General features: G+C 62.0%; 26 protein-coding genes. 8 read left to right on the forward strand and 18 right to left on the reverse strand.

The window, feature by feature from the left end:
* Positions 1–7 precede the first annotated feature (7 nt).
* The 4 genes from ahpF to ACZ5YV_RS07575 form a co-directional block, all read right to left on the reverse strand.
* A complete protein-coding gene (ahpF, locus tag ACZ5YV_RS07560; protein ID WP_464787081.1) occupies positions 8–1,588 on the reverse strand; it encodes an alkyl hydroperoxide reductase subunit F in 1,581 nt (526 codons plus the stop codon).
* 165 nt (positions 1,589–1,753) lie between these two features.
* Entirely contained in the window at positions 1,754–2,317 is a 564-nt protein-coding gene (gene ahpC / locus ACZ5YV_RS07565) for an alkyl hydroperoxide reductase subunit C (RefSeq protein WP_460986266.1), read from the reverse strand.
* Positions 2,318–2,422: 105 nt separating this feature from the next.
* The gene (betI, locus tag ACZ5YV_RS07570) at positions 2,423–3,115 is read right to left on the reverse strand and encodes a transcriptional regulator BetI (RefSeq protein ID WP_464789174.1); all 693 of its coding nucleotides are present in this window, start codon (positions 3,113–3,115) and stop codon (positions 2,423–2,425) included.
* Between the two features lie 125 nt (positions 3,116–3,240).
* The gene (locus ACZ5YV_RS07575) at positions 3,241–3,585 is read right to left on the reverse strand and encodes an ArsR/SmtB family transcription factor (RefSeq protein ID WP_449473592.1); all 345 of its coding nucleotides are present in this window, start codon (positions 3,583–3,585) and stop codon (positions 3,241–3,243) included.
* A gap of 287 nt (positions 3,586–3,872) precedes the next feature.
* On the opposite strand from ACZ5YV_RS07575, the gene ACZ5YV_RS07580 reads away from it, so the two are divergent.
* Complete coding sequence (locus tag ACZ5YV_RS07580) at positions 3,873–5,012, forward strand: DNA methyltransferase (protein WP_464787082.1); 1,140 nt, start codon at positions 3,873–3,875, stop codon at positions 5,010–5,012.
* A 12-nt stretch (positions 5,013–5,024) separates the two neighbouring features.
* On the opposite strand, the gene ACZ5YV_RS07585 is transcribed toward ACZ5YV_RS07580, so the two are convergent.
* Positions 5,025–5,968, reverse strand: a protein-coding gene (locus tag ACZ5YV_RS07585; RefSeq protein ID WP_464786945.1) for an IS630 family transposase whose coding sequence is annotated in 2 segments (ribosomal slippage) — positions 5,025–5,630 and positions 5,633–5,968 — 942 coding nt in all. Because the reading frame shifts where the segments join, the coding sequence is not laid out codon by codon here.
* A gap of 194 nt (positions 5,969–6,162) precedes the next feature.
* On the opposite strand from ACZ5YV_RS07585, the gene folP reads away from it, so the two are divergent.
* On the forward strand, positions 6,163–7,287 hold the full coding sequence (gene folP, locus ACZ5YV_RS07590) for a dihydropteroate synthase (protein ID WP_464787083.1): 1,125 nt from the start codon (positions 6,163–6,165) through the stop codon (positions 7,285–7,287).
* A gap of 433 nt (positions 7,288–7,720) precedes the next feature.
* Here the strand turns inward: folP and ACZ5YV_RS07595 are convergent, their stop codons facing one another.
* Positions 7,721–8,389 carry a L,D-transpeptidase family protein gene (locus ACZ5YV_RS07595; protein WP_464789175.1) on the reverse strand — a complete coding sequence of 223 codons (669 nt, stop codon included), beginning with the start codon at positions 8,387–8,389 and terminating at the stop codon, positions 7,721–7,723.
* A 120-nt stretch (positions 8,390–8,509) separates the two neighbouring features.
* Between ACZ5YV_RS07595 and ACZ5YV_RS07600 the strand changes: the two genes are divergently transcribed.
* Positions 8,510–8,761 (forward strand): hypothetical protein, encoded by a 252-nt coding sequence (locus ACZ5YV_RS07600; protein ID WP_464787084.1) that lies wholly within the window; start codon positions 8,510–8,512, stop codon positions 8,759–8,761.
* On the opposite strand, the gene ACZ5YV_RS07605 is transcribed toward ACZ5YV_RS07600, so the two are convergent.
* Genes ACZ5YV_RS07605 through glmM form a run of 4 tightly spaced genes read right to left on the reverse strand, consistent with a single transcriptional unit; the run spans position 8,756 to position 11,670 of the window.
* Positions 8,756–9,355: a ribonuclease HII gene (locus ACZ5YV_RS07605; protein WP_464787085.1), complete on the reverse strand. Its 600-nt coding sequence runs from the start codon at positions 9,353–9,355 to the stop codon at positions 8,756–8,758. The two genes, ACZ5YV_RS07600 and ACZ5YV_RS07605, sit on opposite strands and share 6 nt — an antisense overlap.
* A complete protein-coding gene (gene thiD, locus ACZ5YV_RS07610) occupies positions 9,348–10,109 on the reverse strand; it encodes a bifunctional hydroxymethylpyrimidine kinase/phosphomethylpyrimidine kinase (protein WP_464787086.1) in 762 nt (253 codons plus the stop codon). The genes ACZ5YV_RS07605 and thiD overlap by 8 nt, the downstream gene beginning before the upstream one ends.
* Complete coding sequence (locus tag ACZ5YV_RS07615; protein ID WP_464787087.1) at positions 10,106–10,330, reverse strand: DUF1272 domain-containing protein; 225 nt, start codon at positions 10,328–10,330, stop codon at positions 10,106–10,108. The genes thiD and ACZ5YV_RS07615 overlap by 4 nt, the downstream gene beginning before the upstream one ends.
* A complete protein-coding gene (gene glmM / locus ACZ5YV_RS07620) occupies positions 10,330–11,670 on the reverse strand; it encodes a phosphoglucosamine mutase (RefSeq protein WP_464787088.1) in 1,341 nt (446 codons plus the stop codon). Before glmM ends, ACZ5YV_RS07615 begins: the two co-directional genes overlap by 1 nt.
* Before the next feature lie 89 nt (positions 11,671–11,759).
* On the opposite strand from glmM, the gene ACZ5YV_RS07625 reads away from it, so the two are divergent.
* Positions 11,760–13,157 carry an alanine/glycine:cation symporter family protein gene (locus ACZ5YV_RS07625; RefSeq protein ID WP_464787089.1) on the forward strand — a complete coding sequence of 466 codons (1,398 nt, stop codon included), beginning with the start codon at positions 11,760–11,762 and terminating at the stop codon, positions 13,155–13,157.
* 64 nt (positions 13,158–13,221) lie between these two features.
* Here the strand turns inward: ACZ5YV_RS07625 and ACZ5YV_RS07630 are convergent, their stop codons facing one another.
* The 5 genes from ACZ5YV_RS07630 to ACZ5YV_RS07650 form a co-directional block, all read right to left on the reverse strand.
* Positions 13,222–13,404: a CsbD family protein gene (locus tag ACZ5YV_RS07630; RefSeq protein ID WP_464787090.1), complete on the reverse strand. Its 183-nt coding sequence runs from the start codon at positions 13,402–13,404 to the stop codon at positions 13,222–13,224.
* Positions 13,405–13,544: 140 nt separating this feature from the next.
* On the reverse strand, positions 13,545–14,078 hold the full coding sequence (gene rpsI, locus ACZ5YV_RS07635) for a 30S ribosomal protein S9 (RefSeq protein WP_464787091.1): 534 nt from the start codon (positions 14,076–14,078) through the stop codon (positions 13,545–13,547).
* Entirely contained in the window at positions 14,078–14,557 is a 480-nt protein-coding gene (gene rplM / locus ACZ5YV_RS07640; RefSeq protein ID WP_464787092.1) for a 50S ribosomal protein L13, read from the reverse strand. Before rplM ends, rpsI begins: the two co-directional genes overlap by 1 nt.
* 131 nt (positions 14,558–14,688) lie before the next feature.
* Positions 14,689–15,009: a divalent-cation tolerance protein CutA gene (cutA, locus tag ACZ5YV_RS07645; protein ID WP_464787093.1), complete on the reverse strand. Its 321-nt coding sequence runs from the start codon at positions 15,007–15,009 to the stop codon at positions 14,689–14,691.
* On the reverse strand, positions 15,006–16,049 hold the full coding sequence (locus ACZ5YV_RS07650; protein WP_464787094.1) for a COX15/CtaA family protein: 1,044 nt from the start codon (positions 16,047–16,049) through the stop codon (positions 15,006–15,008). Before ACZ5YV_RS07650 ends, cutA begins: the two co-directional genes overlap by 4 nt.
* A 140-nt stretch (positions 16,050–16,189) precedes the next feature.
* On the opposite strand from ACZ5YV_RS07650, the gene ACZ5YV_RS07655 reads away from it, so the two are divergent.
* Positions 16,190–18,226 (forward strand): hybrid sensor histidine kinase/response regulator, encoded by a 2,037-nt coding sequence (locus tag ACZ5YV_RS07655; RefSeq protein WP_464787095.1) that lies wholly within the window; start codon positions 16,190–16,192, stop codon positions 18,224–18,226.
* Between the two features lie 193 nt (positions 18,227–18,419).
* Here ACZ5YV_RS07655 and ACZ5YV_RS07660 read toward each other — a convergent pair whose 3' ends face one another.
* Together ACZ5YV_RS07660 and ACZ5YV_RS07665 are read right to left on the reverse strand one after the other, a co-directional pair.
* Positions 18,420–19,049: a 2-dehydro-3-deoxy-6-phosphogalactonate aldolase gene (locus ACZ5YV_RS07660; protein ID WP_464787096.1), complete on the reverse strand. Its 630-nt coding sequence runs from the start codon at positions 19,047–19,049 to the stop codon at positions 18,420–18,422.
* Complete coding sequence (locus ACZ5YV_RS07665; protein ID WP_464787097.1) at positions 19,046–19,948, reverse strand: 2-dehydro-3-deoxygalactonokinase; 903 nt, start codon at positions 19,946–19,948, stop codon at positions 19,046–19,048. Before ACZ5YV_RS07665 ends, ACZ5YV_RS07660 begins: the two co-directional genes overlap by 4 nt.
* Before the next feature lie 97 nt (positions 19,949–20,045).
* Here ACZ5YV_RS07665 and ACZ5YV_RS07670 point away from each other — a divergent pair, with 97 nt between their 5' ends.
* The 3 genes from ACZ5YV_RS07670 to ACZ5YV_RS07680 are packed head-to-tail and all read left to right on the forward strand — an operon-like array spanning position 20,046 to position 23,574.
* The gene (locus tag ACZ5YV_RS07670; protein WP_464787098.1) at positions 20,046–21,848 is read left to right on the forward strand and encodes an IlvD/Edd family dehydratase; all 1,803 of its coding nucleotides are present in this window, start codon (positions 20,046–20,048) and stop codon (positions 21,846–21,848) included.
* A 17-nt stretch (positions 21,849–21,865) separates the two neighbouring features.
* The gene (locus tag ACZ5YV_RS07675) at positions 21,866–22,795 is read left to right on the forward strand and encodes a Gfo/Idh/MocA family protein (RefSeq protein WP_464787099.1); all 930 of its coding nucleotides are present in this window, start codon (positions 21,866–21,868) and stop codon (positions 22,793–22,795) included.
* 11 nt (positions 22,796–22,806) lie between these two features.
* Entirely contained in the window at positions 22,807–23,574 is a 768-nt protein-coding gene (locus ACZ5YV_RS07680; protein ID WP_464787100.1) for a FadR/GntR family transcriptional regulator, read from the forward strand.
* A gap of 179 nt (positions 23,575–23,753) precedes the next feature.
* Here the strand turns inward: ACZ5YV_RS07680 and ACZ5YV_RS07685 are convergent, their stop codons facing one another.
* A complete protein-coding gene (locus ACZ5YV_RS07685) occupies positions 23,754–26,414 on the reverse strand; it encodes a GAF domain-containing hybrid sensor histidine kinase/response regulator (RefSeq protein WP_464787101.1) in 2,661 nt (886 codons plus the stop codon).
* Positions 26,415–26,931 lie beyond the last annotated feature (517 nt).

Raw genomic sequence — 26,931 nt, forward strand, 5'->3', positions numbered from 1 at the left:
TGTCTCGTCAGGCAGCTTGCGCCGCCTCTTCCGAAGCGGGCAGGCGGATAAGATAATCGAAGGCAGACAACGCCGCTATCGATCCTGCTCCCATGGCGATCACGATCTGCTTGTAGGGCACGGTCGTGCAATCGCCCGCAGCGAATATGCCTGGCTGACTCGTTTCGCCCCTGGCATCAATCTCGATCTCTCCGCGCGGCGACAGCGCGATCGCGTCCTTCAGCCATTCCGTGTTCGGGACCAGCCCGATCTGTACGAAAATGCCCTCCAGCTCGACATCATGCTCGGTGCCACTGTTACGGTCCTTGTAGGAAAGGCCCGTAACCCTGGTGCCGTCGCCGTCGACCTTGGTCGTGAGCGCCGAAGTGATGATCCGCACATTGGGCAGGCTGGCGAGCTTGCGCTGCAACACCGCGTCGGCGCGCAACTGGCTATCGAACTCGATCAGCGTCACATGGGCGACGATACCGGCGAGATCGATCGCCGCCTCGACACCACTGTTACCGCCACCGATCACCGCCACGCGCTTGCCCTTGAACAGCGGGCCATCGCAATGCGGGCAGTAGGCAACGCCCTTGTTGCGATATTCATCCTCGCCCGGCACGCCCATCTGCCGCCACCGCGCGCCCGTAGACAGGATCACGGTGCGCCCTTTCAGCGAAGCACCATTTTCCAACACGACCTCATGATAGCCGCCTTCACTCTGGGCCGGGATCAACTTGGCCGCCTTTTGTAGGTTCATGATCTCGACATCATAATCCTTCACATGCGCTTCCAGCTGCGCGGCAAGCTTCGGCCCCTCCGTGTGGCTTACCGAGATGAAATTCTCGATCGCCATCGTGTCGAGCACCTGCCCACCGAAACGTTCCGCCGCGACACCCGTGCGAATGCCCTTGCGCGCCGCATAGATGGCCGACGCAGCGCCAGCAGGGCCGCCGCCGACCACCAGCACCTCGAACGGCTCCTGACCCCGGATCTTCTCGGCCGCGCGATCCGCCGCGCCGCTGTCGATCTTGGCAACGATCTGCTCCAGTTCCATCCGCCCCGAGGCGAAGGGCTCGCCATTCAGGAACACGGTCGGCACCGCCATCACTTGACGCGCATCAACCTCTTCCTTGAACAGCGCGCCGTCGATGGCGACATGCTTGATCCGGGGATTGAGCACGCTCATCAGGTTTAGCGCCTGCACCACGTCCGGGCAGTTCTGGCACGACAGCGAGAAATAGGTTTCGAAACTGAAGTCGCCGTCCAGATCCTTGATCTGCTGGATCACATCCTGCGCCGCCTTGGACGGATGGCCGCCCACCTGCAACAGCGCGAGCACCAGCGAGGTGAACTCATGCCCCATCGGAATGCCCGCGAAGGTCACGCCGATATCGGTGCCCGCGCGCCGGATCATGAAGCTCGGCTTGCGCCTGTCATTGCCGGAGGTGACCGTCACCTTGTCCGACAGCTCGGCAATCTCGTTCAGCAGCCCTTCCAGCTCGCGCGACTTCGCACTTTCATCCAGCGACGCCACCAGCTCGATCGGCTGCGTGATGTTCGCCATATAGGTCTTCAGCTGACCCTTCAGATTTGCGTCCAACATCTATCGTAGCTCCATTGAATTGGCGCACCGCCCGGGGGGCACGCGGATCCGCTTGCCGGACGATACGACCCGAAGGTCCGACATGTCAGCGGTCAAATTGTCAGGTAAAACCCCCGCCGGGCCGGGGAGTTGCTCGACCCGGCCCGGCGAAAGATCAGATTTTGCTTAGATCTTGCCGACGAGGTCGAGCGAGGGAGCGAGTGTTTCTTCACCCTCTTCCCACTTGGCCGGGCACACTTCGCCGGGATGAGCGGCGACATATTGCGCAGCCTTGACCTTGCGGAGCAGCTCGGTCGCGTTGCGGCCGACGCCTTCTGAAGTGATCTCCATGAACTGGATCACGCCTTCGGGATCGACCAGGAAGGTCGCGCGATCGGCCAGCCCGACGCCCGGACGCATCACGTCGAAATTGTTGGTGATCTGGCCCGACTGGTCGCCCAGCATGTAATAGTTGATCTTGCTGATGGCGGGCGAGGTGTCGTGCCATGCCTTGTGGCTGAAGTGCGTGTCGGTCGAAACCGAATAGACTTCCACGTTCAGCGACTGCAGCGTCGGATAGATGCCCGCCAGGTCTTCCAGCTCCGTCGGACACACGAAGGTGAAGTCGGCAGGGTAGAAGAAGAAGATCGCCCACTTGCCCTTCACGTCCTCGTCGGTGACATCGACGAACTTGCCTTCCTTGAAAGCGGTCGCCTTGAACGGCTTGATGCTGGTATTGATGAGAGCCATGGGCTTTCCAGTTCCTTCTTAGGGTTGCTGTTGCCCGGCCTATGTAGGGAGGTAGCAGGATAAGGGGAAATTGCTTTTCTTCACACCACTGATTGAGAAAAGCGATCAACCCGCCACTCGTTGATCGACCGGCTCATCCCTTGGCTTCTGGATGACATAGGTCATCGCTTCCCTCGCCATCTCCAGGGCCTCATCGATAGTGAAGGTCGAGGAATCGAGGCACAACTCCAGCCACAGCCCATCCAGCATTGCGGTCAAACCAATCGCCGCGATCCGCGCAGCCGGACGCGGAATCTGCGGCGCCGCCTCGCGCAGCAACACCTCCAAGCGCTCACGCGATCCGCCATAGGTTTCCGCATGCGTGGCAGCGATCTCGGGACTGGTCTTCACCAGACTCCAGAAGGAAATCCACGTCGCCAGCAAATTGGGGTCCAGCACCGGCGGCTGCAAATTCGCCCTTATATAAGCCCACAGCCGGTCAAGCGGATCAGGCCCCGCCTCTGCCACGGCCTGCTCCAGCGCCGCCGCCACCTTCTTTCCAACATCGCGGTAGGTGGCGAGGATAAGGGCATCGACACCATCGAAATAATGGGTCAGCAATCCCGCCGACACGCCCGCCCGCGCGCAGATCGCCCGGACGGAAGTCGCGGCCACGCCCTTCTCCGCAAGGCACTGCGCCGTCGCTTCGATCAGCGCCTGACGCCTGACATCGGGTGTTTCCCTGACAAAGCGCGCGCGCCCCTGGATCCTGTCAACCTGTATCCTGCCAAGGCGGCCTGCAATCTTCTCCACGTCAATTTCCCGTCACCATGCCGCACCCCCTTGGAGCGGCACACCCCGCCCCCTTCCCGCAACAAGGATCACCGCGCCTTCGATCACCATTTAGGCCAGCAATGCAAGGGGAATTATGGCGCGCAGCCCCGTCAGGCAGGCTCGCTCAATTCTTCCAAAGCGGTAAATCGCTGCGACCACAACGCCCCGTAAATCGCCATCCATTGCACGACCGGAGCCAGGCCCTTCACCCGTGCCGCATAATAAGTCTCACGCCCCGCCCGGCGAGCCGTCACCAGACGCGCGCGCTTCAGCTTCCCCAGATGCCGCGACACCATCGGTTGCGATACATCGGAGACGGCCGTCAGGGCATGCACGCTCTGCTCCCCCTCCTTCACCAGATATTCCAGCAACGCCCGCCGCGTCCCGTCGGAAAGCGCCTTGAAAAGTTCGTCACATGCCGCCGAGCGGTCGCCACTTGAAACAGGATCATTCATTGCGAACTCATAACCAAATGATTATGAATAGATCAAGCGGAGACCGTTTTTGATGGGTCGAAGCGACGTTAACCAAAAAAAGTTGGCGGGGTCCAGCAGCTGAGTCTTTTGAGTCACACCACTTGATATTGAGTCCCTTGGCTAAATCGGGACTCAACATGTCGTGTCTACCTCTTTCGTTCTCACGCTGTTAACTTTTGCCTGAGGCTCAATGGCTAAGCCGTTGATCTTGACGCCGGACTCTCGACGACTCAACGCTGGTCCTCGAAACATATGGGGGTCACATAATGGGTGTCATGGAACGCGTCGCACCGCGGCGTAAAAGGGCGGTTGCGCCGATTGAAAAAGAGGCGGTCAACGTCCCGGCAAACTGCCTGCTGCGCGGCGACTGCATCGCCGAAATGGCCAAGCTGCCCGACGCCTGCATCGACATGATCTTCGCCGATCCGCCCTATAATCTTCAGCTGGGCGGCGACCTGTTCCGCCCCGAAGGCGGCCGGGTGGATGCCGTGGACAATGACTGGGACAAATTCGACACCCTCAGCAGCTATGACCGCTTTACGAAGGCATGGCTGGCGCAGGCCCGCCGCATCCTTAAGCCCAATGGCACCATCTGGGTCATTGGCAGCTATCACAATATCTTCCGCGTCGGCACGGCGCTCCAGGACGAAGGCTTCTGGATCCTCAACGACATCATCTGGCGCAAGTCCAACCCCATGCCCAATTTCAAGGGCACGCGTTTCACCAACGCGCATGAAACGCTGATCTGGGCCAGCCAGGGCGAGGACGCCAAATATACGTTCAACTATAAAGCGATGAAGACGCTCAATGACGAGCTTCAGATGCGCTCCGACTGGGTGCTGCCGATCTGCGGCGGGCAGGAACGGCTGAAGCGCAACGGGACCAAGGCGCACCCGACGCAAAAGCCTGAATCCTTGCTCTACCGCGTGCTGCTGGCCTGCACAAAGCCCGGCGACGTCGTACTCGATCCCTTCTTCGGCACCGGCACCACAGGCGCCGTCGCCAAGCGCCTCGGCCGCAAATGGATCGGCATCGAACGCGAAGACAGCTATATCGAAGTCGCGATCGAGCGCATCGAAGCCGCCCTGCCGCTGGACGAATCCGCGCTCACCATCATGCAGAGCGCGAAGAGCCAGCCCAAGGTCGCCTTCGGCACGCTTGTCGAAACCGGCTATCTCCAGCCCGGCTCGATCCTGACCGACGCCAAGCGCCGCTGGCAGGCCACCGTGCGCGCCGATGGCTCGCTTTGCATCGGCACGGATACGGGATCGATCCACAAGATCGGCGCAACCCTGCAAAATGCGCCCAGCTGCAATGGCTGGACTTTCTGGCACCATGAAGTCGACGGCGCCCTCAAGCCGATCGACACGCTGCGCCAGACTTATCTGCTGGCGAACGAGCCCTAGAGTCTTTCTGACTTAGATTGAGGCATATCCGGCTCCACGGATGTAATTGGCGCATTCTGCGGGCGGGAAGTGGTCGAGCAGTTTTCCGATGCGTCGCCATGTTGCCTCGACGGTGCGTTCGTTGGCCTTGCGGAGCAGACGCTTGAGCTTGGAGAACATCTCCTCGATGGGGTTCAGGTCGGGCGAGTAGGGCGGCAGGAAGAACAGCCTGATGCCCGCCGCCTTGAGCAATTTGCGCACGCGGCTGCCTTTGTGGCTGCCGAGATTGTCGACCACGATGATGCTGCCGGGTTCCAGCGCGGGGATCAGGAACTGCTCGACCCACGCGGTGAAGCTCTCGCCGTTTATCGGGCCATCGAGGACGCAAGGGGCCACGATGCCATCATGCCTGAGGCCAGCGATGAAGGTCAGCGTCTTCCAGTGGCCATGCGGCACCTTGTCGATCAGCGGCTCGCCCCGGTGATGCCAGCCATGGGTGCGGGTCATGTTGGTCTTCGCCCAGGTCTCGTCGATGAAGACCATGCGCTTGGGATCTACCCAGCGCTGGACCCAGCGCCAGCGGTTGCGGCGTCGGATGACGTCGGGCCGGTCCTGTTCCTTGGCGAAGAGCGTCTTTTTTTAAACGTCTTGCCCAAGCGGCCCATGAACCGCCACAGCGTGTCGCAGCAGACCACCACACCACGCTCTTCACGCAGCTGGGCCAGCAACTCGTGCAGCGTCAGGTCCTTCTTCTGCTCGATCCGCGCAAGCAACCACTCGCGCTCACGCGCCAGCAACGGGAGCATGTGACCGCCGACCTTGCCCGGCTCAACAGACCCGCGCGTTCGCCATGACTGCGCCCAGCGAACCCCCGTGGCCGGGCTCACCTCCAGCAACCGCGCAGCCCCCCGCGCCGACATGCCTCGATCCAGAGCCCGACAAAACCGAACCCGCAAATCCTGTGATAATGGCCTCATCCATGCTGGCCTCCTCACCAGTGGCCACCTTGAATCACACTTCCAACCGTCTGGAAATCCCCAACGATTCATTCAACATCGGAAAGACTCTAGGAAATATTCACAACCTCCGTTCAGGCTGAGCTTGTCGAAGCCCTCTCCTTCCTTGAAGAGAAGTGAAGCCCTTCGGCAAGCTCAGGACGAACGGAGTCGAGATGATCCTACCCACCCTTGCGCCTGACGCCCGGCTCTACCTGAAGCCCACATGGTTCGTCCCCTCCCCCATCGGCCTGCCCGATGGGTCAGCCGCGCGCATGGCCAACGGCCTCATCTGGTTCCAGGCCTATGAGCTAACCGCACTTCAAGGTTCCCAGCGCCTCGCCCGCACAACCATCCCGGTGGCGCAGTTCGCCGAAACCATCGCCACCCTCCCCGACGCGCTCGCCGAACAAGCCCAGCGGCTCGCAACAAACATCTCCGCCCAACGCCAGCCACTCGCGCTAGGCGATCGCACCATTCGCTTCGACGCGCCGCAGGTCATGGCGATCCTCAACGTCACACCCGACAGCTTCTCCGATGGCGGCAAGCATATGGACAACCCGCAAGCCGCAGCCGACGCTGGCTTCGCCATGGCGGCCGCAGGCGCAGCGCTGATCGACATAGGCGGCGAATCCACCCGCCCCAAAGCACCCAAGGTCTGGGAAGGCGACGAAATTGCCCGCGTCGTCCCCGTCATCGAAAAACTGGCCGCCGCAGGGACGCCGGTCTCCATCGACACGCGAAAGGCAGCCGTCATGGAAGCGGCTCTCGCAGCAGGTGCAAAGGTCATCAACGATGTCAGCGCCCTTGCCCATGACCCCCGCGCAATGGAAGTCGCGGCGCGCGCAGGCTGCCCCGTCATCCTGATGCATGCGCCTTCCTCCGGCGATGACCCGCACGACAATCCCGGCGGCTATGGCGATGTCGTCGCCGACGTGTTCGACACGCTCGAAAGCCGCATCGAAGCCTGCGCCGCCGCAGGCATCGCACGCGACAAGATCATGATCGATCCGGGCCTGGGATTCGGCAAATCGCTCGCCGACAATCTCGCGCTGGTTAACGGCCTAGCCACCTTTCAGGGCCTCGGCGTGCCACTCCTCTTCGCCGGAAGCCGCAAGCGTCTGATCGGCGCCCTGTCCAACGAAGCCCCCGCCCCCGACCGCCTCGGCGGCTCCATAGCCCTCGCCTTCCGCGCCGTGCAATCCGGCGCACAAATGGTGCGCGTCCATGATGTTAAGGAAAGCGTGCAGGCTTTGCATCTATGGCGCGGTCTTGCCGACGCCGGGCTCAGTGCAGTCTAGAACACTATCGCCCCTACCCATTCGCCCGAAGCCAATGCGTCTGAATTAAGGCTCCTTTTGCGTCACCCCGGGCTTGACCCGGGGTCCCGCTGTCTCGGCAGCGTCAGATTAGGGTGTGTGGGGATTCAGTTCAGGACGAGGCGAAAATGGTGAATTTCGAGAACCTCGAAGCGAGTCACGTGCCTCGCTTCGACGCAGCGTACTTCAGTACGTGAGCACCGGAAGCGCAGAAAGTCGCCATTTGCAGCCCGTCATGGGCTGAATCCCCACACACCCTAGAGCGGGACCCCGGATCAAGTCCGGGGTGACGATCACTCAACCTTGATCATATTTCAGTGGGGCGTGTTCCGGTTCCCCTCCCGTTTCAGGCTAAACGAAGTAGAATCCTTCAGCAGAGCGGAGTGAAGGCATTAACGCCGGGAAACCCACGCCTCTACGGCGACCACCGCCGCAACCTCGGCCGAAACACACTCGGATCAATCGCCAGCACAGGCACATCCCTAGCCGCCAATTCAACCTTCGCCTGCTCCACCACCGGCGTCTTGCCACCCGGCGTGAACGTGACCACTGCCGTCCCCGGATCATCCAGCACCAGCCGATCGAGCATCAACGCAGGCCCCAACGCATCCGCATTCACCCGAACCAGCGTCCCAAGCTGCGTCATCCCAAACAATGTCCGGGCAAAGGCAGTAGGCAATCTTATGCAACCATGGCTCGCCGGATAACCCGGATTCTGCCCCGCATGCAGCGCTACCCCATCCCATGTCAGCCTTTGCATGAACGGCATCGGCGCATTGCTGTAGAGATTGGACCGATGCCATTCCCGCTTTTGCAAGATCGTGAACTCGCCGGTCGGCGTCCGGTGCCCCGGCGTGCCCGTCGACACGCTCGCCACGCCCACCAGCCGGTCACCGCTATAGACATGCACCCTCTGCCGCTGAAGGCTGATGATCAGGTAAAGCGGCCCATCGAACGGCCCTTCCTCCAGCCAACGATAGCTGCCCGGCTGCACCACCTCACCATCCGGAATCGCTGGCGCAGCAGCAGCGTCACGCGTCGGCGAAAGAGAAGCTAGGGCGACAAGCGCCAACAGGAACGGCATCACGCGCATAAAGACTTTCTTAGCCATAATGCGCGGCTGCGCCAGCCGGGGAAGCGGTCTACTGCTCGCTATTCTTAATCCCATTGCGACACAGGTTAAGAATACTTATCTTTTCCGCATATGGCGCACAAGAACATTGCGCAGGCAACCGGCGCCTCTGCTGGCTCGGAAAATGCGGAAAACAAAGTAATAACTAATCGGCTGACGCCGGTAGAATCATGGGAAGGGCTGAGTCCCTCCTTGGGGATGGTCCAACCCGATCTGATCGTCGGATGCTTTAGCCGCTCGATTGGCAACCCGATCCTCTTCGATGCCAATGGGGATGAAGCGACCAAGCGCCGCACCGTCAATTTCGCCCTATCGATCCTATAGCAAGACCAGTTGCGCGACCGGGGCAAAGCTGCGGCGATGCAGCGGCGTCGGACCATGCTCTCGCAACGCCGCCAGATGCATCGGGCTGCCATAGCCCTTGTTGCTTTCCCAGCCATAATGCGGGTGCGCCGCCGCCGCCTCTATCATCATGCGGTCGCGCGCTTCCTTGGCCAATATCGACGCGGCGGCGATCGACAGGCATTTGGCGTCGCCCTCCACCACAGCCGTCGACGCCCACCGCCATTTCGGGCAACGATTGCCGTCCACCAGCACATGTGCGCAATCATGCGCCAGCGCCTCCACCGCGCGCGTCATCGCCAGCATCGTCGCCCACAGTATATTGATCTCGTCAATCTCTTCGACCGACGCGACCCCAATCCCCCAGCACAGCGCCCGCGCCTTGATCTCGACCTCCAGCACCGCGCGCCGCGCGGCGGTCAGCTGTTTGCTGTCGTTAAGACCATCCGGGCAATCCTCCTGCCGCAGGATGACGGCAGCGGCCACAACCGGCCCCGCAAGCGGCCCCCTGCCCGCTTCGTCAACGCCTGCGACCAGGCCCGGAAGATGCAACCTCTCATGCGCAAAATCAGGCATGTTGGTGAAACCCGAACGGCGCCCCCATAGGCCCATGACCCTGCCCCAGACCCGGCGCCAACATCAACGCTTCCCGAACATATTTACGAGCAAATTCAATAGCTTCTACTAGGCCTGAATCCTGCCCCAACCGAGCAGCAATGGCACTGGCCAAGGTACACCCGGTCCCATGCGTATGAATCGTTTCAATTCGCGCATTGCTCCATGACTTTACCAACCCCTGCGGCCCAATCAGCCGATCGGTCAGCATTGCCCCCTCGCCATGCCCACCCTTCGCCAGCACATGGGTATCGAACCGGATCGCAATCTCCTCGCCCCCCAACGCCTCCAGCTCCGGAATATTCGGCGTCACCAAAGTCGCCAGCGCCATCAACCGCTCAAACGCCGCAATCGTCGCCTCATCCGCCAGAACCGATCCACTGGTAGCGACCATCACCGGATCGAATATGATCGGAACATCGACCAATTCGGCCAATCGATCAGCAACGGCGTCCGCAGTCTCGGCCGAACCGATCATCCCGATCTTCACCGCATCCACGCCGATATCGCTGATGACACTATCCATCTGCCGCAGCACCATATCAGCGGAAACCGCATGCACGCCCTGCACCCCCAGCGTATTCTGCGCAGTGATCGCGGTGATCGCCGTCATCGCATGACCGCCCAACAGCGTGACGGTACGGATATCCGCCTGAATGCCAGCCCCCCCGCCACTGTCCGACCCGGCGATGATCAAAATGCGCGCGGGCTTCATCCCTTGTAGTGACGCTCGGTAGAGGCGGGATGGCGCGCAAGCGCATCGGCTGTGCGCGTCGGCCGGTCCATCAGTTCCCCGCCACAATTAGGGCAACGATCATCAAACGCCTCGGCACAGGCAGCGTAAAACGTACACTCGAACGAACAAACGAACGCACCCGGCTCCGCAGCTGGCAGATTCACGCCGCAGCGTTCGCAATCAGGACGCATGTCCAGCATTAGGCTGCCACCCTCGCCACCGCGTCACATATCCGATCGACAACGTCCTTCACCTGATCTTCCCGATCACCCTCGGCCATGACACGGATTACAGGCTCCGTGCCGGACGGACGAATGACCAATCGGCCGCAGCCATTGAGTTCTCTCTCCGCCTGCGCGATCACCCGCTTGACCTCCTCATGCTCCAGCGGCTTGCCTCCGGAAAAGCGGACATTCTTGAGTAGTTGCGGCACGGGATCGAATTGATGCAGAACTTCGCTGGCGGGCTTGCCCGCGCGGACAAGCGCAGCAAGCACCTGAAGCGCCGCTACGGTTCCATCGCCGGTCGTCGCATAATCGGACAGGATCATGTGCCCCGATTGTTCGCCGCCGACATTGAAGCCACCCTCACGCATTCGCTCCAGCACATAACGATCCCCAACCTTGGTACGCTCGAGATTAATGCCTTGCGCAGCCAGATAGCGCTCCAAACCGAGGTTGGACATAACCGTCGCAACCAATCCGCCGCCCCTCAGCAATCCGTCGCGTGCAAAATTACTCGCGATCAACGCCATGATCTGATCGCCATCAACGATCTGGCCTTTCTCATCCACGACGATCAGCCGGTCGGCATCGCCGTCAAGAGCGATCCCGATGTCCGCACCGGAGGAGACCACTGTTTCCTGGCACAGAAGCGGAGAGGTCGATCCGCAACCATCATTGATATTGATACCATTCGGCGTCACCCCAATCGCGATCACCTCTGCGCCCAATTCCCACAGAGCCGATGGCGCGACCTGATAAGCGGCGCCGTTCGCGCAATCGACGACGATCTTCAGCCCGTCGAGGCGAAGGTCGGCGGGAAAGCTGGACTTGACCGCATGGATGTAGCGGCCTCGGGCGTCTTCGACCCGGCGCGCACGTCCGATTTCCGATGATACTGCAAGCGGAATGTCCAGCTCCAACATTGCTTCAATCTTCAGCTCATCTTCATCGGACAGCTTGTAGCCATCGGGTCCGAACAGCTTGATCCCGTTGTCAGCATAGGGATTGTGGCTGGCCGAAATCATGACGCCCAAATCTGCCCGCATCGAATGAGCAAGCAGCGCCACGGCAGGCGTTGGAATCGGTCCGAACTGAACAACGTCCATTCCTACCGCAGTGAACCCCGCGACCAGCGCGTTTTCGACCATATAGCCGGACAGGCGCGTGTCCTTGCCGATCACAACCCGATGCCTATGGCTCCCCCGCTGAAAATGCTTTCCGGCGGCCATGCCGACCTTCATCGCCAGTTCCGCGGTCATCGGCCATTGGTTCGTACGGCCCCTGATCCCGTCGGTGCCGAAATAACGCCTGCTCATGATTTCTGTCCTGCAACGCGACCTAAGTTGCCGTCGTCCATAGCAATCTTTGTTCGACTTTCCACTGGCCAGCAGTCATCCCATAGCAGATGGACGGTTTCAATGCAGCGGTGGACGCGCTCTCAAGTGCGATCTTCTTCAAGGTGCCCGTCATGGGTGCCCGGATCGAACTGATCGTCCTCTATCTTGCGGTCCCGATGTTGTTTTTCACCATATGGCTAGGCTTTCCCAATGTCCGCGCAGTAGGACGGGCGCTACGGATATTGCGGACCCAGCCAGGCGCAGGCGAGGCCACGGGCGACGTCAGTCAGTGGGGCGCGTTGACCACGGCGCTCGCCGGGACGATCGGCCTTGGCAACATCGCCGGGGTCGCGGTTGCGTTGACCATGGGTGGGCCGGGCGCGATCTTGTGGATGTTCGTGATCGGCTGGTTCGCAATGACCGTGAAGATGGCCGAAGTGACACTCGGCCTCAAATACCGGACATTCGATCAGCGCGGCCATGTGCATGGCGGCCCCATGTATGTGCTCAGAGCCATCGGCACGGCGCGAGGCTGGCCCCGTCTTGGGCTTATGCTCGGCGGCCTTTACGCCTTCTTCGCCCTGTTTGGCGCGATCCCGATGGTGCAGGTTAACCAGAGCTTCGCGCAGGTGAAGGTTGTGACCGGTCTCTCTAACGGTTGGGCCTATGGCGTGCTTCTCGCCGCCGCCGTGGCGCTCGTGACACTGGGCGGCGCGGCATGGCTCGGCGAGGTCGCGAAACGGCTGACCCCACTCAAGGTGGCCGTCTATCTCATTGGTGTCGCTGCCGTCCTCATCATCCACGCGCCAGCTATACCCGACGCATTGGCCCAGATATGGCACGGCGCCTGGAATGGCAGCGCGGCCACGGGGGGCGCTGTCGGGGCCTTCGTCTCGGGAATGAGGCGAGCGGTCTTTGCGAGCGAGGCCGGTGTCGGCTCCGCGGTGATGGCCCACAGCCTAGCAAGGGTACGCCATCCGGTTTCAGAAGGGCTGGTGGCCCTGCTCGAACCGCTGCTTGGAACGATGATCGTCTGTTCGGTGGGTGGTCTGGCGCTGGTCGTCGCGGGCACTTGGACATCGGGACTGGAGGGCATCGCAATCACCTCTGCCGCCTTCGCGCAAGTGTTACCATGGTTTCCATGGCTGCTAGCCGTCGTCGTTGTGCTGTTCGCCTATTCCACGCTTGTCGCATGGGGCTTTTACGGCCTTCAGGCTTGGGGGTATCTGTTCGGTCATGGGCCAAAGGCGCAGTGGAGCTACAAAATCCTCTACATCGTCGCGCTGCCCCCTGCTGCTGCGATCGACCTAGGCCGGGTCGTGGACATCGTCGATAGCAGTTTCTTCCTGATGGCGATTCCCAATGTCATTGCGCTTTATCTCTGCGCGGGGGAACTGCGGCGAGATGTGCGGGCCTATCTGAGCGAAGCGGAAGAACATGCCTCACCAAGCGGACTTAAGGACTAACCGATAAGCGAAAGGCCCCACCAGTTGGCGAGGCCTCTCTTAAATCATATCGGATTAGGTTGGGTCAGATCTTGTCGCCAAGCGCACCTTTCACGGACCCTTTTATGTCCTGAGCGGTGCCCTTAGCCTTCTGCGCCTTTCCTTCTGCAACCAGATCAGCATCATTCTGGTGCCGACCTGCGGCTTCCTTTGCCGCTCCAGCAATCTTATTGCCTGCCGCTTTAACCTTGTCAGTCATTTCACCCATAACGTCCTCCTATCGAAAGCTACGATGGGTCAACAACTTGGAGTGACCGAAGGTTGCCACCGGTACGATTGCGCAACGGTTGCAGACAAAGAAAAAGGGGCCGGAAAACCGGCCCCTTCCAGAATGCTGGTAGCTGACGCTTAGCGCTTCGAGAACTGGAAGCTGCGGCGAGCCTTGGCGCGACCGTACTTCTTACGCTCGACGGTGCGGCTGTCGCGGGTCAGGAAGCCTTCGGCCTTGACCGCGCTGCGCAGCGCCGGTTCGTACTTCGACAGAGCCTGGGCGATGCCGTGCTTCACAGCGCCAGCTTGGCCCGAGAGACCACCGCCCTTGACGGTGGCGATCACGTCATACTGACCTTCACGCTCAGTGATGCCGAAGGGCTGGTTGATCACCAGACGCAAGGTCGGGCGAGCGAAATACACTTCCTGATCGCGGCCGTTGACCGTGATCTTGCCGGTGCCGGGCTTCACCCAGACGCGGGCGACGGCATCCTTACGGCGGCCGGTCGCATAAGCACGGCCAAGGCTGTCGATTTCCTGGGCGCGCAGGGGAGCTGAGGGCTGAACAGGAGCGATCGGCGCGTCGGCAGCGACGGTCTCTCCAGCAGCGGGCGCGGGAGCGTTGGTGGTCAGCGACGCGAGGTCGGACAGGGACTGGCGGTTATCAGACATTATGCACCCACCTTGTTCTTGCGGTTGCGCGATGCGAAATCGAGCACTTCGGGGCTCTGCGCTTCGTGCGGATGTTCAGCACCGGCGAAGATGCGCAGGTTGCGCATCTGCTGACGGCCGAGCGGACCACGGGGGATCATGCGCTCAACAGCCTTTTCCAGGACGCGCTCGGGGAAACGGCCTTCCAGGATCTTGGCGGGCGTGGTTTCCTTGATGCCGCCGGCATAGCCGGTGTGCTTGTAATAAACCTTGTCGGTCAGCTTGCGGCCGGTGAACTTCACCTTGTCCGCGTTGATGATGATGACATTGTCACCGCAATCAACGTGGGGCGTGAAGCTGGTCTTGTGCTTGCCGCGAAGGATGTTTGCGACGGTCGAGGCGAGGCGGCCGACGACGAGACCTTCCGCGTCGATCAGGATCCACTTCTTTTCGACCGTTGCCGGGGTTGCCGGCTTAGTGGTCTTCATCAGCGCCTTCATGGTGCCAATCTCCAGAATGAAATAGTGAATTGAACGCGTTTTGAGGGCGTTCAAAGATGGGCGCTAATGACCGGCGAGGTTCGAGAAGTCAAGAGATTCGGCGGGTTTCCTGACGGGTAAAATAATACCCGTCACTTCGTGATCTGTTCGGCCACCCATTTTGCGTAGCGTAAATCGGCGCTTTCCACCGGTAATGCGAGGATCGCGGGCACTTCATAGTCGTGAAGTTCCGCGATGCGCGCCATCAGGGCGTCGCGGCGCGAGGGCGTGGTCTTGAACAGCACCGGAAACTCCGCCGCGCTTTCCAGCACCCCGTTCCATTCATAGAGAGATGTCGCAGCCCCGAGCATGTTGGCGCAAGCAGCCAGCCCTTCCCCGATAAGCTGGCGCGCGACGCGGCCAGCGGCCTCCGCCGAGCCGAAGAGCGTGTAGACAAGCGCGACGCCGCTCACCCCCGGCGCGACCCGATCGCATGCGCACCCCAGGCGGCCGAAGCGACGACAAGCGCACCGACCGCCTGATGAAGCACAGCGAGGGGCAAGGCGATGCCGCTGACGACAGTGGCGATGCCCAGCGCGATCTGCGTGCCGACGGCGGCATTGATGCCGATCGAGGGACCGCGCCGCCCTGCCCGCTTTGCCTTACGCGCAAGGAGGATCAACATCGTAGCGGCAACCCATGCCCACCAGCGATGGATGAAATGGACGAGATAAGGGTCGCTGGACAAAGTCGCCCAAAGCGATCCCAGCCACGAAATCCCCTCCGGCACGAGATGGTCGTTCATGAGCGGCCATGTGTTCGAGACATAACCGGCATCGAGCCCAGCGGTGAACGCGCCGAACATCAGCTGGACCAACAGCACCAGCAGGGCGACCAGCGCAAAAGGCCTTAGCGCAGCCGGACGGGCGGCAGGGTTCCGCGCCAAGCCAAACAGATCAAGCGCGGTCCAGATGAGGCCACCCATGATAAAGAGTGCCGTCAGCAAATGAACCGCGAGCCGGTAGTGGCTGACATCGGTGCGCACGGACAGGCCAGAAGTCACCATCCACCAACCAATCGCACCCTGAAGTCCGCCGAGCGCCAGCAAAGCCACCAGACGCCAGCCATAGCCGTAGGGGATAGCACGGCGAAAGGCGAACCACAGGAGCGGCAGGGCGAAGGCGAGGCCTATCAATCGTCCAAGCAGTCGATGCACCCATTCCCAGAAGAAGATGAACTGGAAATCGGACAGGGTCATGCCCTGCCGCAATTGCTGATATTCGGGGATTTGCTGATAGAGGCGAAACGCGTCCATCCACTGATCATGGGTCAGCGGCGGGATGGCGCCGGTAATCGGTTTCCACTGCGTTATCGACAGGCCCGATTCGGTAAGACGGGTGATGCCGCCCACCACCACCATGCAAAAAACGAGCGCTGCCACCGTGATCAGCCAGCGGGCGATCACGACGGGACGGGAAACATCCATGGCCGGGCGAAGGGCAAGTTCAGTCATGGCGCCGATCCATGCGCCGATGCCCGGATTGTTGCAAGAGGGCGACCATAGGACAAAAGGTCGCAACGCTCCGTAACGACCGGATACAAATCACCGGACAGGCGTATCCCGTCTATGCACTTCTTAACAGAGGATAATCGATGAGCACGTCGGCGACCGACATCGCCGGGATGATCGCTGCACATGGTCCGATCGGGGGTCTGACGGCGCACATCGGCGACGGGTCCCCTCTGGGGCCGGTCGATCAATGGTCGCCTGCGCTGATATCCACGGTGCGGCTGATGCTGTCGTCGAAAGCGGAGATCGTGCTGTTCTGGGGGTCGGACCTCTGCGCGCTCTATAATGAAGCCTATGCGCCGACGATCGGCGACAAGCATCCGGGGGCATTGGGCCGTCCGGCGCGGGAGAGTTGGGCCGAACTATGGGACGATCTGGAACCGTTGCTGCTGTCGGTAATCGAAAAGGGCGAGACGGTGCATGCCAAGGATCGCCCCTTTTACATCGAGCGGGACAGTGGCCGTGGCGAGGAAGTCTATTTCGACATCAGCTATTCCCCCGTGTTCGAAGCGGACGGGTCGATTGGCGGGGCGCTGTGCATCGTCAATGAGACGACGCAGCGCGTCCGAACCGAGCGGGAGATGCTGGCGGATCGGAACCGATTATGGACGCTGGCCCGCGACCCTTTTCTGATCGCCGACATGGACGGCACATGGCTGTCCGCCAGCCCCGCATGGACGGACATATTGGGATGGAGCCAGGAGGAGCTGATCGGCCGCACGTCGGAATGGATGGAGCATCCTGATGATGTCGCGCGCGTCCGGAACGAGGTTTATACGCTCCAGCAAGGCGTTCCCACGACACGCTTCGAAAACAGGTTCCGAACAAAGGATGGCGATTATCGCAACTTCAGTTGGACGGCGGTGCCCGACAACGGATTAATCTATTGCGTGGCGCGGGATGTCACCGAACAGCGCGCCCATGCCCGCGCGCTTGCCGAAGCGGAGGCGGCGTTGCGGCAGGCGCAGAAGATGGAGACGCTGGGCCAGTTGACCGGCGGCGTCGCCCATGACTTCAACAACCTGCTACAGGTCGTGACGGGCAATCTTGAACTGCTTCAGCGCGGCCTCAAAGATAATGAGCGGATGCGCCGGGCGGCGGATAATGCGATGGCGGGTGCGGAACGCGCGGCCATGCTGACGCAGCGATTGCTCGCCTTTTCCCGCCGCCAGCCACTGGCGCCCGAACGCGTAGACCCCAATCGGCTGGTGAGCCGCATGTCGGAGCTATTGAGCCGCACTTTGGGCGAGCGGATCGAGGTGGAGACGATCCAGACCGCGCGGGCCTGGCCGATCGAGGTCGATCTTAATCAGATGGAAAATGCGCTATTGAACCTGGCGGTCAATGCGCGGGACGCAATGCCCGATGGCGGCAAGCTGACCATCGAGGTCGCCAATACGCATATCGATGACCGTTACGCGGCGCAGGAAGAGGATGTGAAGCCCGGGCAATATGTGCTGATCAGCCTGTCGGACACGGGACAGGGCATGGATGCGGAGACGTTGAGCCACGCGATCGAGCCGTTCTTCACCACCAAGGAGGTGGGCCGGGGCACCGGGCTGGGGCTGTCCATGGTCTATGGCTTCATCAAGCAGTCAGGCGGCCATATCCGGGTTTATTCGGAGGTCGGCGAGGGGACGAGCGTCAAGATTTACCTCCCCCGTTTCCATGGCATGGTGCCAGCAAATGATCAGTTGGAGGAGGCGCCGCGCCCGGTCGTGAGCGGGGGCGATGAGACGGTTCTGGTGTGCGAGGATGACGATAAGGTCCGCGCTTATGCGGTCGAGGTGCTGAACGAACTGGGATATCGGGTGATCGAGGCCAGTAACGGAGCGGCGGCGCTGGACGCGCTGGAGCAGGCCCCGGTGCCGGTCGATCTGCTGTTCACCGATGTGGTGCTGCCCGGTGGGATGACGGGCGCGGACGTTGCGCGGGAAGCGGCGGCGAGGCGGCCGGAGCTTAAAATCCTTTTTGCGACCGGATATGCACGCAACGCGATATTCCACCATGGGCGGTTGGACCCGGGGGTGGAGTTGCTGACCAAGCCTTTCACTTATGCGGAGCTGGCGGGGAAAGTGCGTGAGGTATTGGACCGGCGGGAAGAGCAGAGGGTGGGGTAAGGTTGAGCTTTGGAGTGGCTTCGCTTCGCTCGGCCTGAACGGGGGTGAGGGAGTTTAGTCCCGTCAAAGCCTAGCCCCGATCCAATCACTCTAAATCCGTTCGGGCTAAGCTTGTCGAAGCCCTCTCCTCTCTTGAGAAGGAAGTGGAGCCCTTCGACAGGCTCAGGGCGAACGGAGATAGGGGTTAGCGCACTTAGCCAAGCGCGCGCCATGCGGCGATCAACGTTTTAGCGCGTTCTGCTACCGTCGCGACATTGTCGCCGGGGCGGTATAGGGCGCCGCCGACGCCGATGCCTTCGCAGCCTGCGCCAAGCCATTGGCCGATCGTGTCGGCGCCAGTGCCGCCCACTGCCCAGAGGCCGACATGGCGCGGCAGCACTTCCTTGATGCCCTTTATATAGGCGGGACCGAGGCTGGCTGCCGGGAACAGCTTCAGGCGGCGGGCACCTGCGCGGACGGCGGCGAAGCCTTCGCTAGGGGTCATGAAGCCGGGCAGCATGTCGAAGCCATATTGCGCACCCCGGGCGATGACGGCCGGGTCGGTGTTGGGCGTGACCATGATGCGTCCGCCGGTGCGGCGCAGATCGTCCACCGCTTCGACCGTCAGCACTGTGCCACCGCCGATCAGGGCGGTCGCGCCGAACGCTTGCTGGAGCGCGGTGATGCTTTCGAAGGGTTCGGGCGAGTTCAGCGGTACTTCGATGATGCGGATACCCGCATCGATGAGGGCGGCGCCGATCTCCACCGCCTCTTCGGGGCGAAGGCCGCGCAGGATAGCGGCGATGGGGGGTTCTCCGGCGGCGAGAAGGGAATCGAGGGTCATGCGGCATTCTCCGGAAGGGTGAGGCCAGCGAGGACGCAATCGTCGCCGCTTAAGGATCGGGAAGGCAGGCCCTGCGCCGCCATCGCCTCTGCATAACGGGTGCAAAGACGCTGGTCGCCGATGAGGGTGATGCCGCTCACTTCGCCAAGCATGGCGCGCACTTCGGCGATTTCGCAGCCGATGAGCAGGCCGGAGAGATAGCCAGCGGCCCAATCGGGGGACCGTCCGTCGCGCAGGCGTTTGGCGCGGGCGGCGAAGAGGTTGGTGAGGAGGCGGCCCTCCCCTGCCCGTTCGAGCCCTTCGGCGAAACCTTCCGCTTCCTGGGCAGCGTCGGCGGGGGCGGCTTTCGGGCCGAGGGTGGAGTGATCGCGCAGCAGGGCGAAGAGTTCGCCGGTGGGCACGGTGCGGAAGCTGAAGATGCGGCCATCCTCGACCAGCGACCATTTATTGTGCGTGCCGGGCAGCACGATGAGGTGGCGGCCCTGCGCAAGGTCGGGATTCCGGTGCATTGCGCCGAAGATTTGGGTTTCTTCGCCGCGCATGACGTCGGGCACGCCGTCCTTGTCGGTGCAGGCCAGGCCTGCGAGGATCGTGACGGGCGTGCCTTGCCAGTCGAAGCGCATGGCGGCGGCGCGCCATTGCTGCGCGGTGGCGGGGCAGTCCGCATAGGGTGCCTCCACCCAGCCATCGCGCGCGCCCGCCATGCCGCACAGGCGGATGGTGCCGGGGGTGCCATCTTCCAGCCAAGGCGCGATGGTTTGCGCGAAGGCTTCGGCGGCATTCGCGCCCGCTTCGGCAATGCCGGGGCCTTCACGGCGGGCGGTGACTTGCCCGTGCTCCATGCGGAAAAGGCGCAGGCGGCTGGTGCCCCAGTCGCCGACGACGTCATAGCTGCTCATGCCGAAGTCATTTCCGTTCTTGTCTGCTTATTTGTATGAGTATATGCAACGGCCGATAGCGTCAATGCGTCGCTCAGCTTTGCTTTCAGGAATTCCCATGGCCGCTTCGTCTCAGCCCGACCGGAAATTGCGCAGCCGCGCCTGGTTCGACAATCCCGACAATATCGACATGACGGCGCTCTATGTGGAGCGTTATCTGAACTTCGGGCTGAGCCTGGAGGAGCTGCGTAGTGGCAAGCCGATCATCGGCATCGCGCAGACGGGGAGCGACCTGTCGCCCTGTAACCGGCATCATCTGGTGTTGGCCGAGCGGATTCGCGAAGGGATTCGCGAGATGGGCGGGATCGCGCTGGAGTTTCCGGTGCATCCGATCCAGGAGACGGGCAAGCGGCCGACGGCGGGGCTGGACCGTAACCTTGCCTATCTGGGGCTGGTCGAGGCTTTGTATGGCTATCCGATCGATGGGGTGGTGCTGACGACGGGGTGCGACAAAACGACGCCTGCGCTGCTGATGGCGGCGGCGACGGTGAATATTCCCGCGATCGCGCTGTCGGTCGGGCCGATGCTGAACGGCTGGCACAAGGGGCAGCGGACGGGGTCGGGCACGATCGTCTGGCATGCGCGGCAATTGCTGGCGGCGGGGAAGATCGATGATGAGGGCTTTATCAAGCTGGTGGCTTCGTCGGCGCCCTCTACCGGATATTGCAACACGATGGGGACGGCGACGACGATGAACTCGCTGGCCGAGGCGCTGGGCATGATGCTGCCGGGATCGGCGGCGATCCCTGCGCCCTATCGCGATCGGCAGGAGGCCGCCTGGCGCACCGGCAAGCGGATCGTGGAGATGGTGGCGGAGGATTTGAAGCCGTCCGACATATTGACGCTGGATGCCTTTCATAACGCGATCTTGGTGAACTCCGCCATCGGGGGATCGACCAATGCGCCGATCCATCTGGCGGCGATCGCCCGGCATGTCGGCGTCGAACTGCCGCTGAAGGATTGGGAGACGGTGGGGCATGACGTGCCGCTGCTGGTGAACCTGCAACCGGCGGGCGAATATCTGGGCGAGGATTATTATCATGCCGGGGGCGTGCCTGCAGTGGTGGGCCAGCTGATCGCGCAGGGCCTGATCCGCGAGGGCGCGATGACGGTCAACGGGCGGACGATGGGAGAAAATTGCCGCCACGTCACGATCGAGGATGAGAATGTCATCCGTCCCTTTGCACAGCCGTTGAAGGAGGAAGCGGGCTTCCTGGTGCTGTCGGGCAATTTGTTCGACGCCGCGATCATGAAGACGAGCGTTATCAGCGAGGAATTCCGCCAGCGATACCTGTCGAACCCCGCCGATCCCAACGCCTTTGAAGGACCGGCTGTCGTGTTCGACGGGCCGGAGGATTATCATGCGCGGATCGATGATCCGGCGGTGGGCATCACGCCCGAAACGCTAATGTTCATGCGCGGCGCGGGGCCGATTGGCTATCCAGGCGCGGCGGAGGTCGTGAACATGCGGCCGCCCGCTTACCTGATCACCGAAGGCGTGTCCGCCCTGCCCTGCATCGGCGACGGGCGGCAGTCGGGGACGTCGGGAAGCCCTTCGATCCTCAACGCTTCGCCAGAGGCTGCGGCGATGGGTGGGCTGGCGCTGCTGAAAACCGGCGACCGGGTGCGGATGGATTTGGAGGCGCGGACGGTGAATGTGCTTATTCCTGACGAGGAGCTGGAGGCCCGGCGGGCGGCATTGCGGGCAGAGGGGGGCTATGCTTATCCCGCATCGCAGACGCCGTGGCAGGAGATTCAGCGCGCGCTGGTGGGGCAGTTGGACAAGGGCGCGATCCTGGAGGGTGCGGAGAAATTCCAGCGGATTGCCCAGACTCAGGGCCTGCCGCGCGACAATCATTAATAGATAAGGGAAGCGGCATGAGCGGCATCATCAAGGCGGGGCTGGTTGGCTTGGGCAAGATCGCCCGCGACCAGCATCTGCCCGCTATCGAACACACAAGCGGCATCGACCTGATTGCGGTCGCCAGCCGGAATGCGCGGGCGGATGGGGTGAACAATTATCCTACGCTCGACACGATGTTGGCGGGTGAGCCGGACATGAATGCCGTGATCCTGTGCCAGCCGCCGCAAGTGCGGTACGAAGCCGCGCGCAAGGCCATATTGGCGGGCAAGCATGTGTTTCTGGAGAAGCCCCCCGGCGCGACGGTGACCGAGGTCGAAGCGCTCATCGCCCTGGCGAAGGCGCAGGGCGTGACGCTTTATGCGAGTTGGCACAGTCGCCATGCCGCCGCCGTGGCGCAGGCAAAGGCATGGCTCGCCGTGCGCAAGGTCACGCGCGTGTCGATCGAGTGGCGGGAAGATGTGCGGCACTGGCATCCGGGCCAGCCGTGGATTTGGGAAGCGGGCGGCTTTGGCGTGTTCGACCCCGGCATCAACGCGCTGTCGATCCTGACCGAAATCATGCCGGAGCCGGTGACGATGCTGTCCGCCAGCCTGGAGGTTCCTGCCAATAAAGACGCCCCCATCGCCGCCGCCCTGAAGATGGCAAGCGCGTCGGGCGCGCCGATCGATGCAGCGTTCGACTGGCGGCAGACAGGTCCGCAGACATGGGACATTGCGGTCGAGACAGACGATGGCGCGCTGATCCTGTCAGAAGGCGGGAACCGCCTGACGCTGAACGGGGACGTCATGGTGCAGGCACCCGACCATGAATATCCCGATATGTACCGCCTGTTCGTCGAGCTGGTGGGCCAGGGCGCGATCGATGCGGATACCAGCCCCCTGCGACTGGTGGCTGACGCCTTCCTTTGCGGCAAGCATTGCCCTACGGCGGCGTTCGACGATTAGACAAAAGGAGCATGGCATTGGGGAGGGAAGACCGGCATCCAGCTGAACGGAAGTTCGGACATGAGGAAGGCGGGCTTCGCATCCATCAGGCCATCGCCCGGCAGTTGGGCACAGCCATCGTCGCGGGAGTCCATAAGCCCGGCGACGTTTTCGACGGCGAGATCGAGGCCGCCGAACGGCTGGGCGTGTCCCGCACCGCCTATCGGGAAGCGGTGCGCATTCTGGTGGCCAAGGGCATGCTGGAAAGCCGACCCAAGGCGGGCACCCGCGTCTTGCCGCGCAGCCGCTGGAATGTGCTGGACCCCGAAATGCTCGCCTGGATGTTCGCGGGAGAACCCGACCCGGACTTCGTCCGCGATCTGTTTGAATTGCGTGGCGTGATCGAACCGGCAGCGGCGGAACTGGCAGCGCGACGGCGCACGGATGCGCAGCTTTTTGCCATGGAACAGGCGCTGATGAGCATGCGCGATCATGGCCTTTCGTCCGAAGAAGGGCGCGCGGCCGACCAGCGTTTTCACCACGCCATCCTTGCCGCGACGCAAAATGACGCTCTGGCTGCGCTGGCAAGTTCGGTGGGCGCGGCGGTCAGCTGGACCACGACATTCAAGCAGCGGAAGAAGTCGTCGCCGCGCGATCCTTTCGCGGATCATCGCGCGGTGTTCGATGCGATCGCCTCGCAGGATGCGAACGAGGCGCGATTGGCGATGGCGGAGCTGCTGCGGCTGGCGCTTGCGGATATGGATGTTGCGCTTTCCGGGCCGGGGATGGGTTCTGGATAGGCGCTATCGGGAGCGCCAACTGCATTTTTGCGATCGTGAGCTTTTGCAAACTTCCGTCATCCCAGCGAAGGCTGGGATCTGGGGCGAGATGGCGCTGCACCTCCTGAGATCCCAGCTTTCGCTGGGATGACGACGCATTGCTGTGCGCTTTTGGAGGGCCGGATTAGCATGCCAACCAATCAGCTTTGATCGATCAGGTCGCGTAGGCGGCTTGCCAGTTCCTGTAATGTGAACGGTTTTGCGAGCAGGGAGATGTCCGGGTCCAGCTTTCCGTCGCGCAGGAAGCCATCGCGTGTGTAGCCGCTGGTATAGAGGATCTTGAGATCAGGCCTTAATATGCGGGCCTTTTCGCTCAACTCCTTGCCGGACATTCCCGGCATAACCACATCGGTGAAAAGCAGGTCGATCGGCTGATCCTCCGCTTCGATCAGACGCAGTGCAGCATTGCCGTCGGCTGCCTCCAGAGCCCGGTAGCCAAGTTCGCGCAGAGTCTCGACGGAATAGGCGCGCACGCCATCGTCATCTTCGACCACCAATATGGTTTCGCCATTGGCTGACAGGTCGTGCGGGGCGGCCTTTTCATCCTGCGCCTCATCCGCCTCTCCGATAAAGCGCGGCAGGTAGATTTTTACCGTGGTCCCCTGCCCCTGTTTCGACAGCACTTCGACATGGCCGCCCGACTGCTTGACGAAACCGTAGACCTGACTGAGGCCGAGCCCCGTGCCCCGGCCGATTTCCTTGGTGGTGAAAAAGGGTTCGAAGATGCGCGTCAGCACGAGGGGCGCCATGCCCGTGCCGGTATCGCTGACCGCAACCATCACATAATTGCCGGGCGTCACATCGCCGCAAGCGGCGGCATAGCCGCTGTCCAGATGCGCGTTGCCGGTTTCGATCGTCAGAGTCCCGCCGTCCGCCATGGCATCGCGGGCATTGACCGCGAGGTTCAGCAGCGTACTTTCGATCTGGTTGGGGTCGGCCTCTACCAGCCATAGATGCGGGCCGCTCACCGTTTTCAGCTCGATAAGTTCGCCCAAGGCCCGCTTCAGCAGGTCCGAAAGTCCGTCCACCACCCGGTCCAGGTACAGCGGCTTGGGCGACAAGGGTTGCCGCCGGGAAAAGGCGAGCAGCCGCTGGGTGAGCGACGCCGCACGCTCCGCCCCCTGCCGCGCATTGGCGATCGCCCGGCTGATCTTGGCCGGGTCCGTTCCCTTTTCCAGATTGCGCTGCGCCAATTCGATATTGCCGTTGATGACGGTCAGCAGATTGTTGAAATCATGCGCGATGCCGCCGGTGAGTTGTCCCACCGCCTCCATCTTCTGCGCCTGACGCAGCTGTTCCTCGACCGCCCGCTTTTCGGTGAGGTCGCGCGTCACCTTTGCAAAGCCGATCAGACGGCCCTGATCGTCATGAATGGCGTCGACGATGATACTGGCCCAGAATTCGGACCCGTCCTTGCGCACCCGCCAGCCTTCAGCCTCAAACCGCCCGGCGCTGGCCGCAACCTGAAGGGTGCGAACTGGCATGCCCGCTTGCTGGTCCGGATCAGTGTAGAAGCAGGAGAAGTGCCGCCCGACGATTTCATGGGCTGTATAGCCCTTGATCCGTTCCGCCCCGGCATTCCAGTTGGTGATCGTGCCGTTCGCATCCAGCATGCACATGGCGTAATCGGTCACGCCCTGAACCAACAGGCCGAAGCGCCGCTCGCTTTGTTCCAGTTCGCGGAAGGCGGCGCGGATCTGCTCGGTACGCTGTTCGATCCGCTGTTCCAGTGTGGCGTTCAGCTGGCGCAATTCTCCTTCCGCCACCGTTCGCGCCGCGATTTCCCGCTGCGCCTTATGGTGGAGGCGGGCATTGTCGATGGCGATCGACGCGTGCCCGGCTACACCGGCCATGATCTTTTCATGTTCGGCGGTGAAGCGACCGGGCAGATGATGACCGAAAAAGAGGCCGCCCTGCACTTCGCCGCTTTGCGAGATGACCGGCACAGCGAGATAGCTGGTGACGGGCAAGTGACCGGGCGGCATGCCCTTGTGCGGGGCGTTGTGGCCGTAACGGGCGTCCTGCCGTATATTGTCGGACCGGACGATGCCCTCCCCCAGGAACGTGGGCGCGAAAACGGCCGTGTTGCGCGGCATGGGAAAGTCGGCGAATGCTTCCCTTGGAACGCCCGAAAGGCTGTAGAGCATGTAGCTCTCACCGTGCTGATCGATCAGATTATAGAAAAAGGCGCCAAATTCAGCGCCGGTCAGTTCCACGGCGGCGTCGGTGATCGTCTGAACGACTATGTCCAGATTCGGCTCGGCAGCGACGGCGGCGCCTATGCGATTGATGATCTCGAACGAGGTCTGCAACGACACGTTGCGCACGGCGGCCCCAACAAGCCGGGCAAGCTGGCCGAGCAATTCGACCGAAAAATCGTCCGGCGCATTTGCCCGCGACCAATAGGCACCAATCGCCATCGGCTGCGATCCGGTGTCGACCGGCGTCATCACCATGCTGCGGACGAAGGTGTCCGCGTACAGATGATGGGGAACGCGCGCGTCGGCGAAAATATCGGGGATGACCGCCGCCTCCCCATGCGCCATCACCCAGCCGGAAACACAGGCCGAACGCGGGAATCTTTGCCCCTTCCACAGCGGTTCGACCGCATCTTCGGCGACGTAGAGGCAGTCATCGCCGTCCGCCAGCACGACCGTGATGCCCTGCGCCCCCGCGATGACCCGCGCCGCCGTCCGCACGACTTCCACCACGTCCTCCAGCGAACGGGCGTTCGCCAGACGCTCCGCTGCCGCGAACAATGGCGTCCATCGGTGAGGAGCGTCTTGAGCAGGCAGCAACATGTCCAATAGAACAGCCTTCGGGAAATGGGCCGGTGCAGCATAACGCTTTGTTTTTGAACCGCCAACCACCCGAATGCCCGGAAGAAGGTGAAAAGCTCTTAACCCTTGTTGCATAATCAGGGGTTGATGAAGGTCAGGTCGGGAAGGCGAGCAATCGGTTATGATTACGCCGGGGCAGAACGAGCGATTCGCGTCGTTCCGCAAAATGGCCGGGAGGCAGCATAGTGGCATGGATCGTCTGCGCCAGATGCCCGCCTAGGTTTCGATGATAAAGGGAAAGCGCATCCCGGACAGCCGCGTGCTCGTGCAGTTAGCCCGTAGCCGTCCGGGATGACCTCATCGCCATTCAGAGAATGACAACGCTGTCTTTCTTTAGACATTTGACGTGATCGATCAAGTCCCTTTTTGCCTTGGAAGCCGAAATCCGGCGCGATCCTTGGCTCCGTGCGCCTCAGCCTTGTGCTGGGCGGCATTTCCGTGCCAAGGCCGGAAAGATGCAATGGGGCTGTCACACAGG

The organism is Sphingobium sp. TomTYG46 (assembly GCF_055396345.1).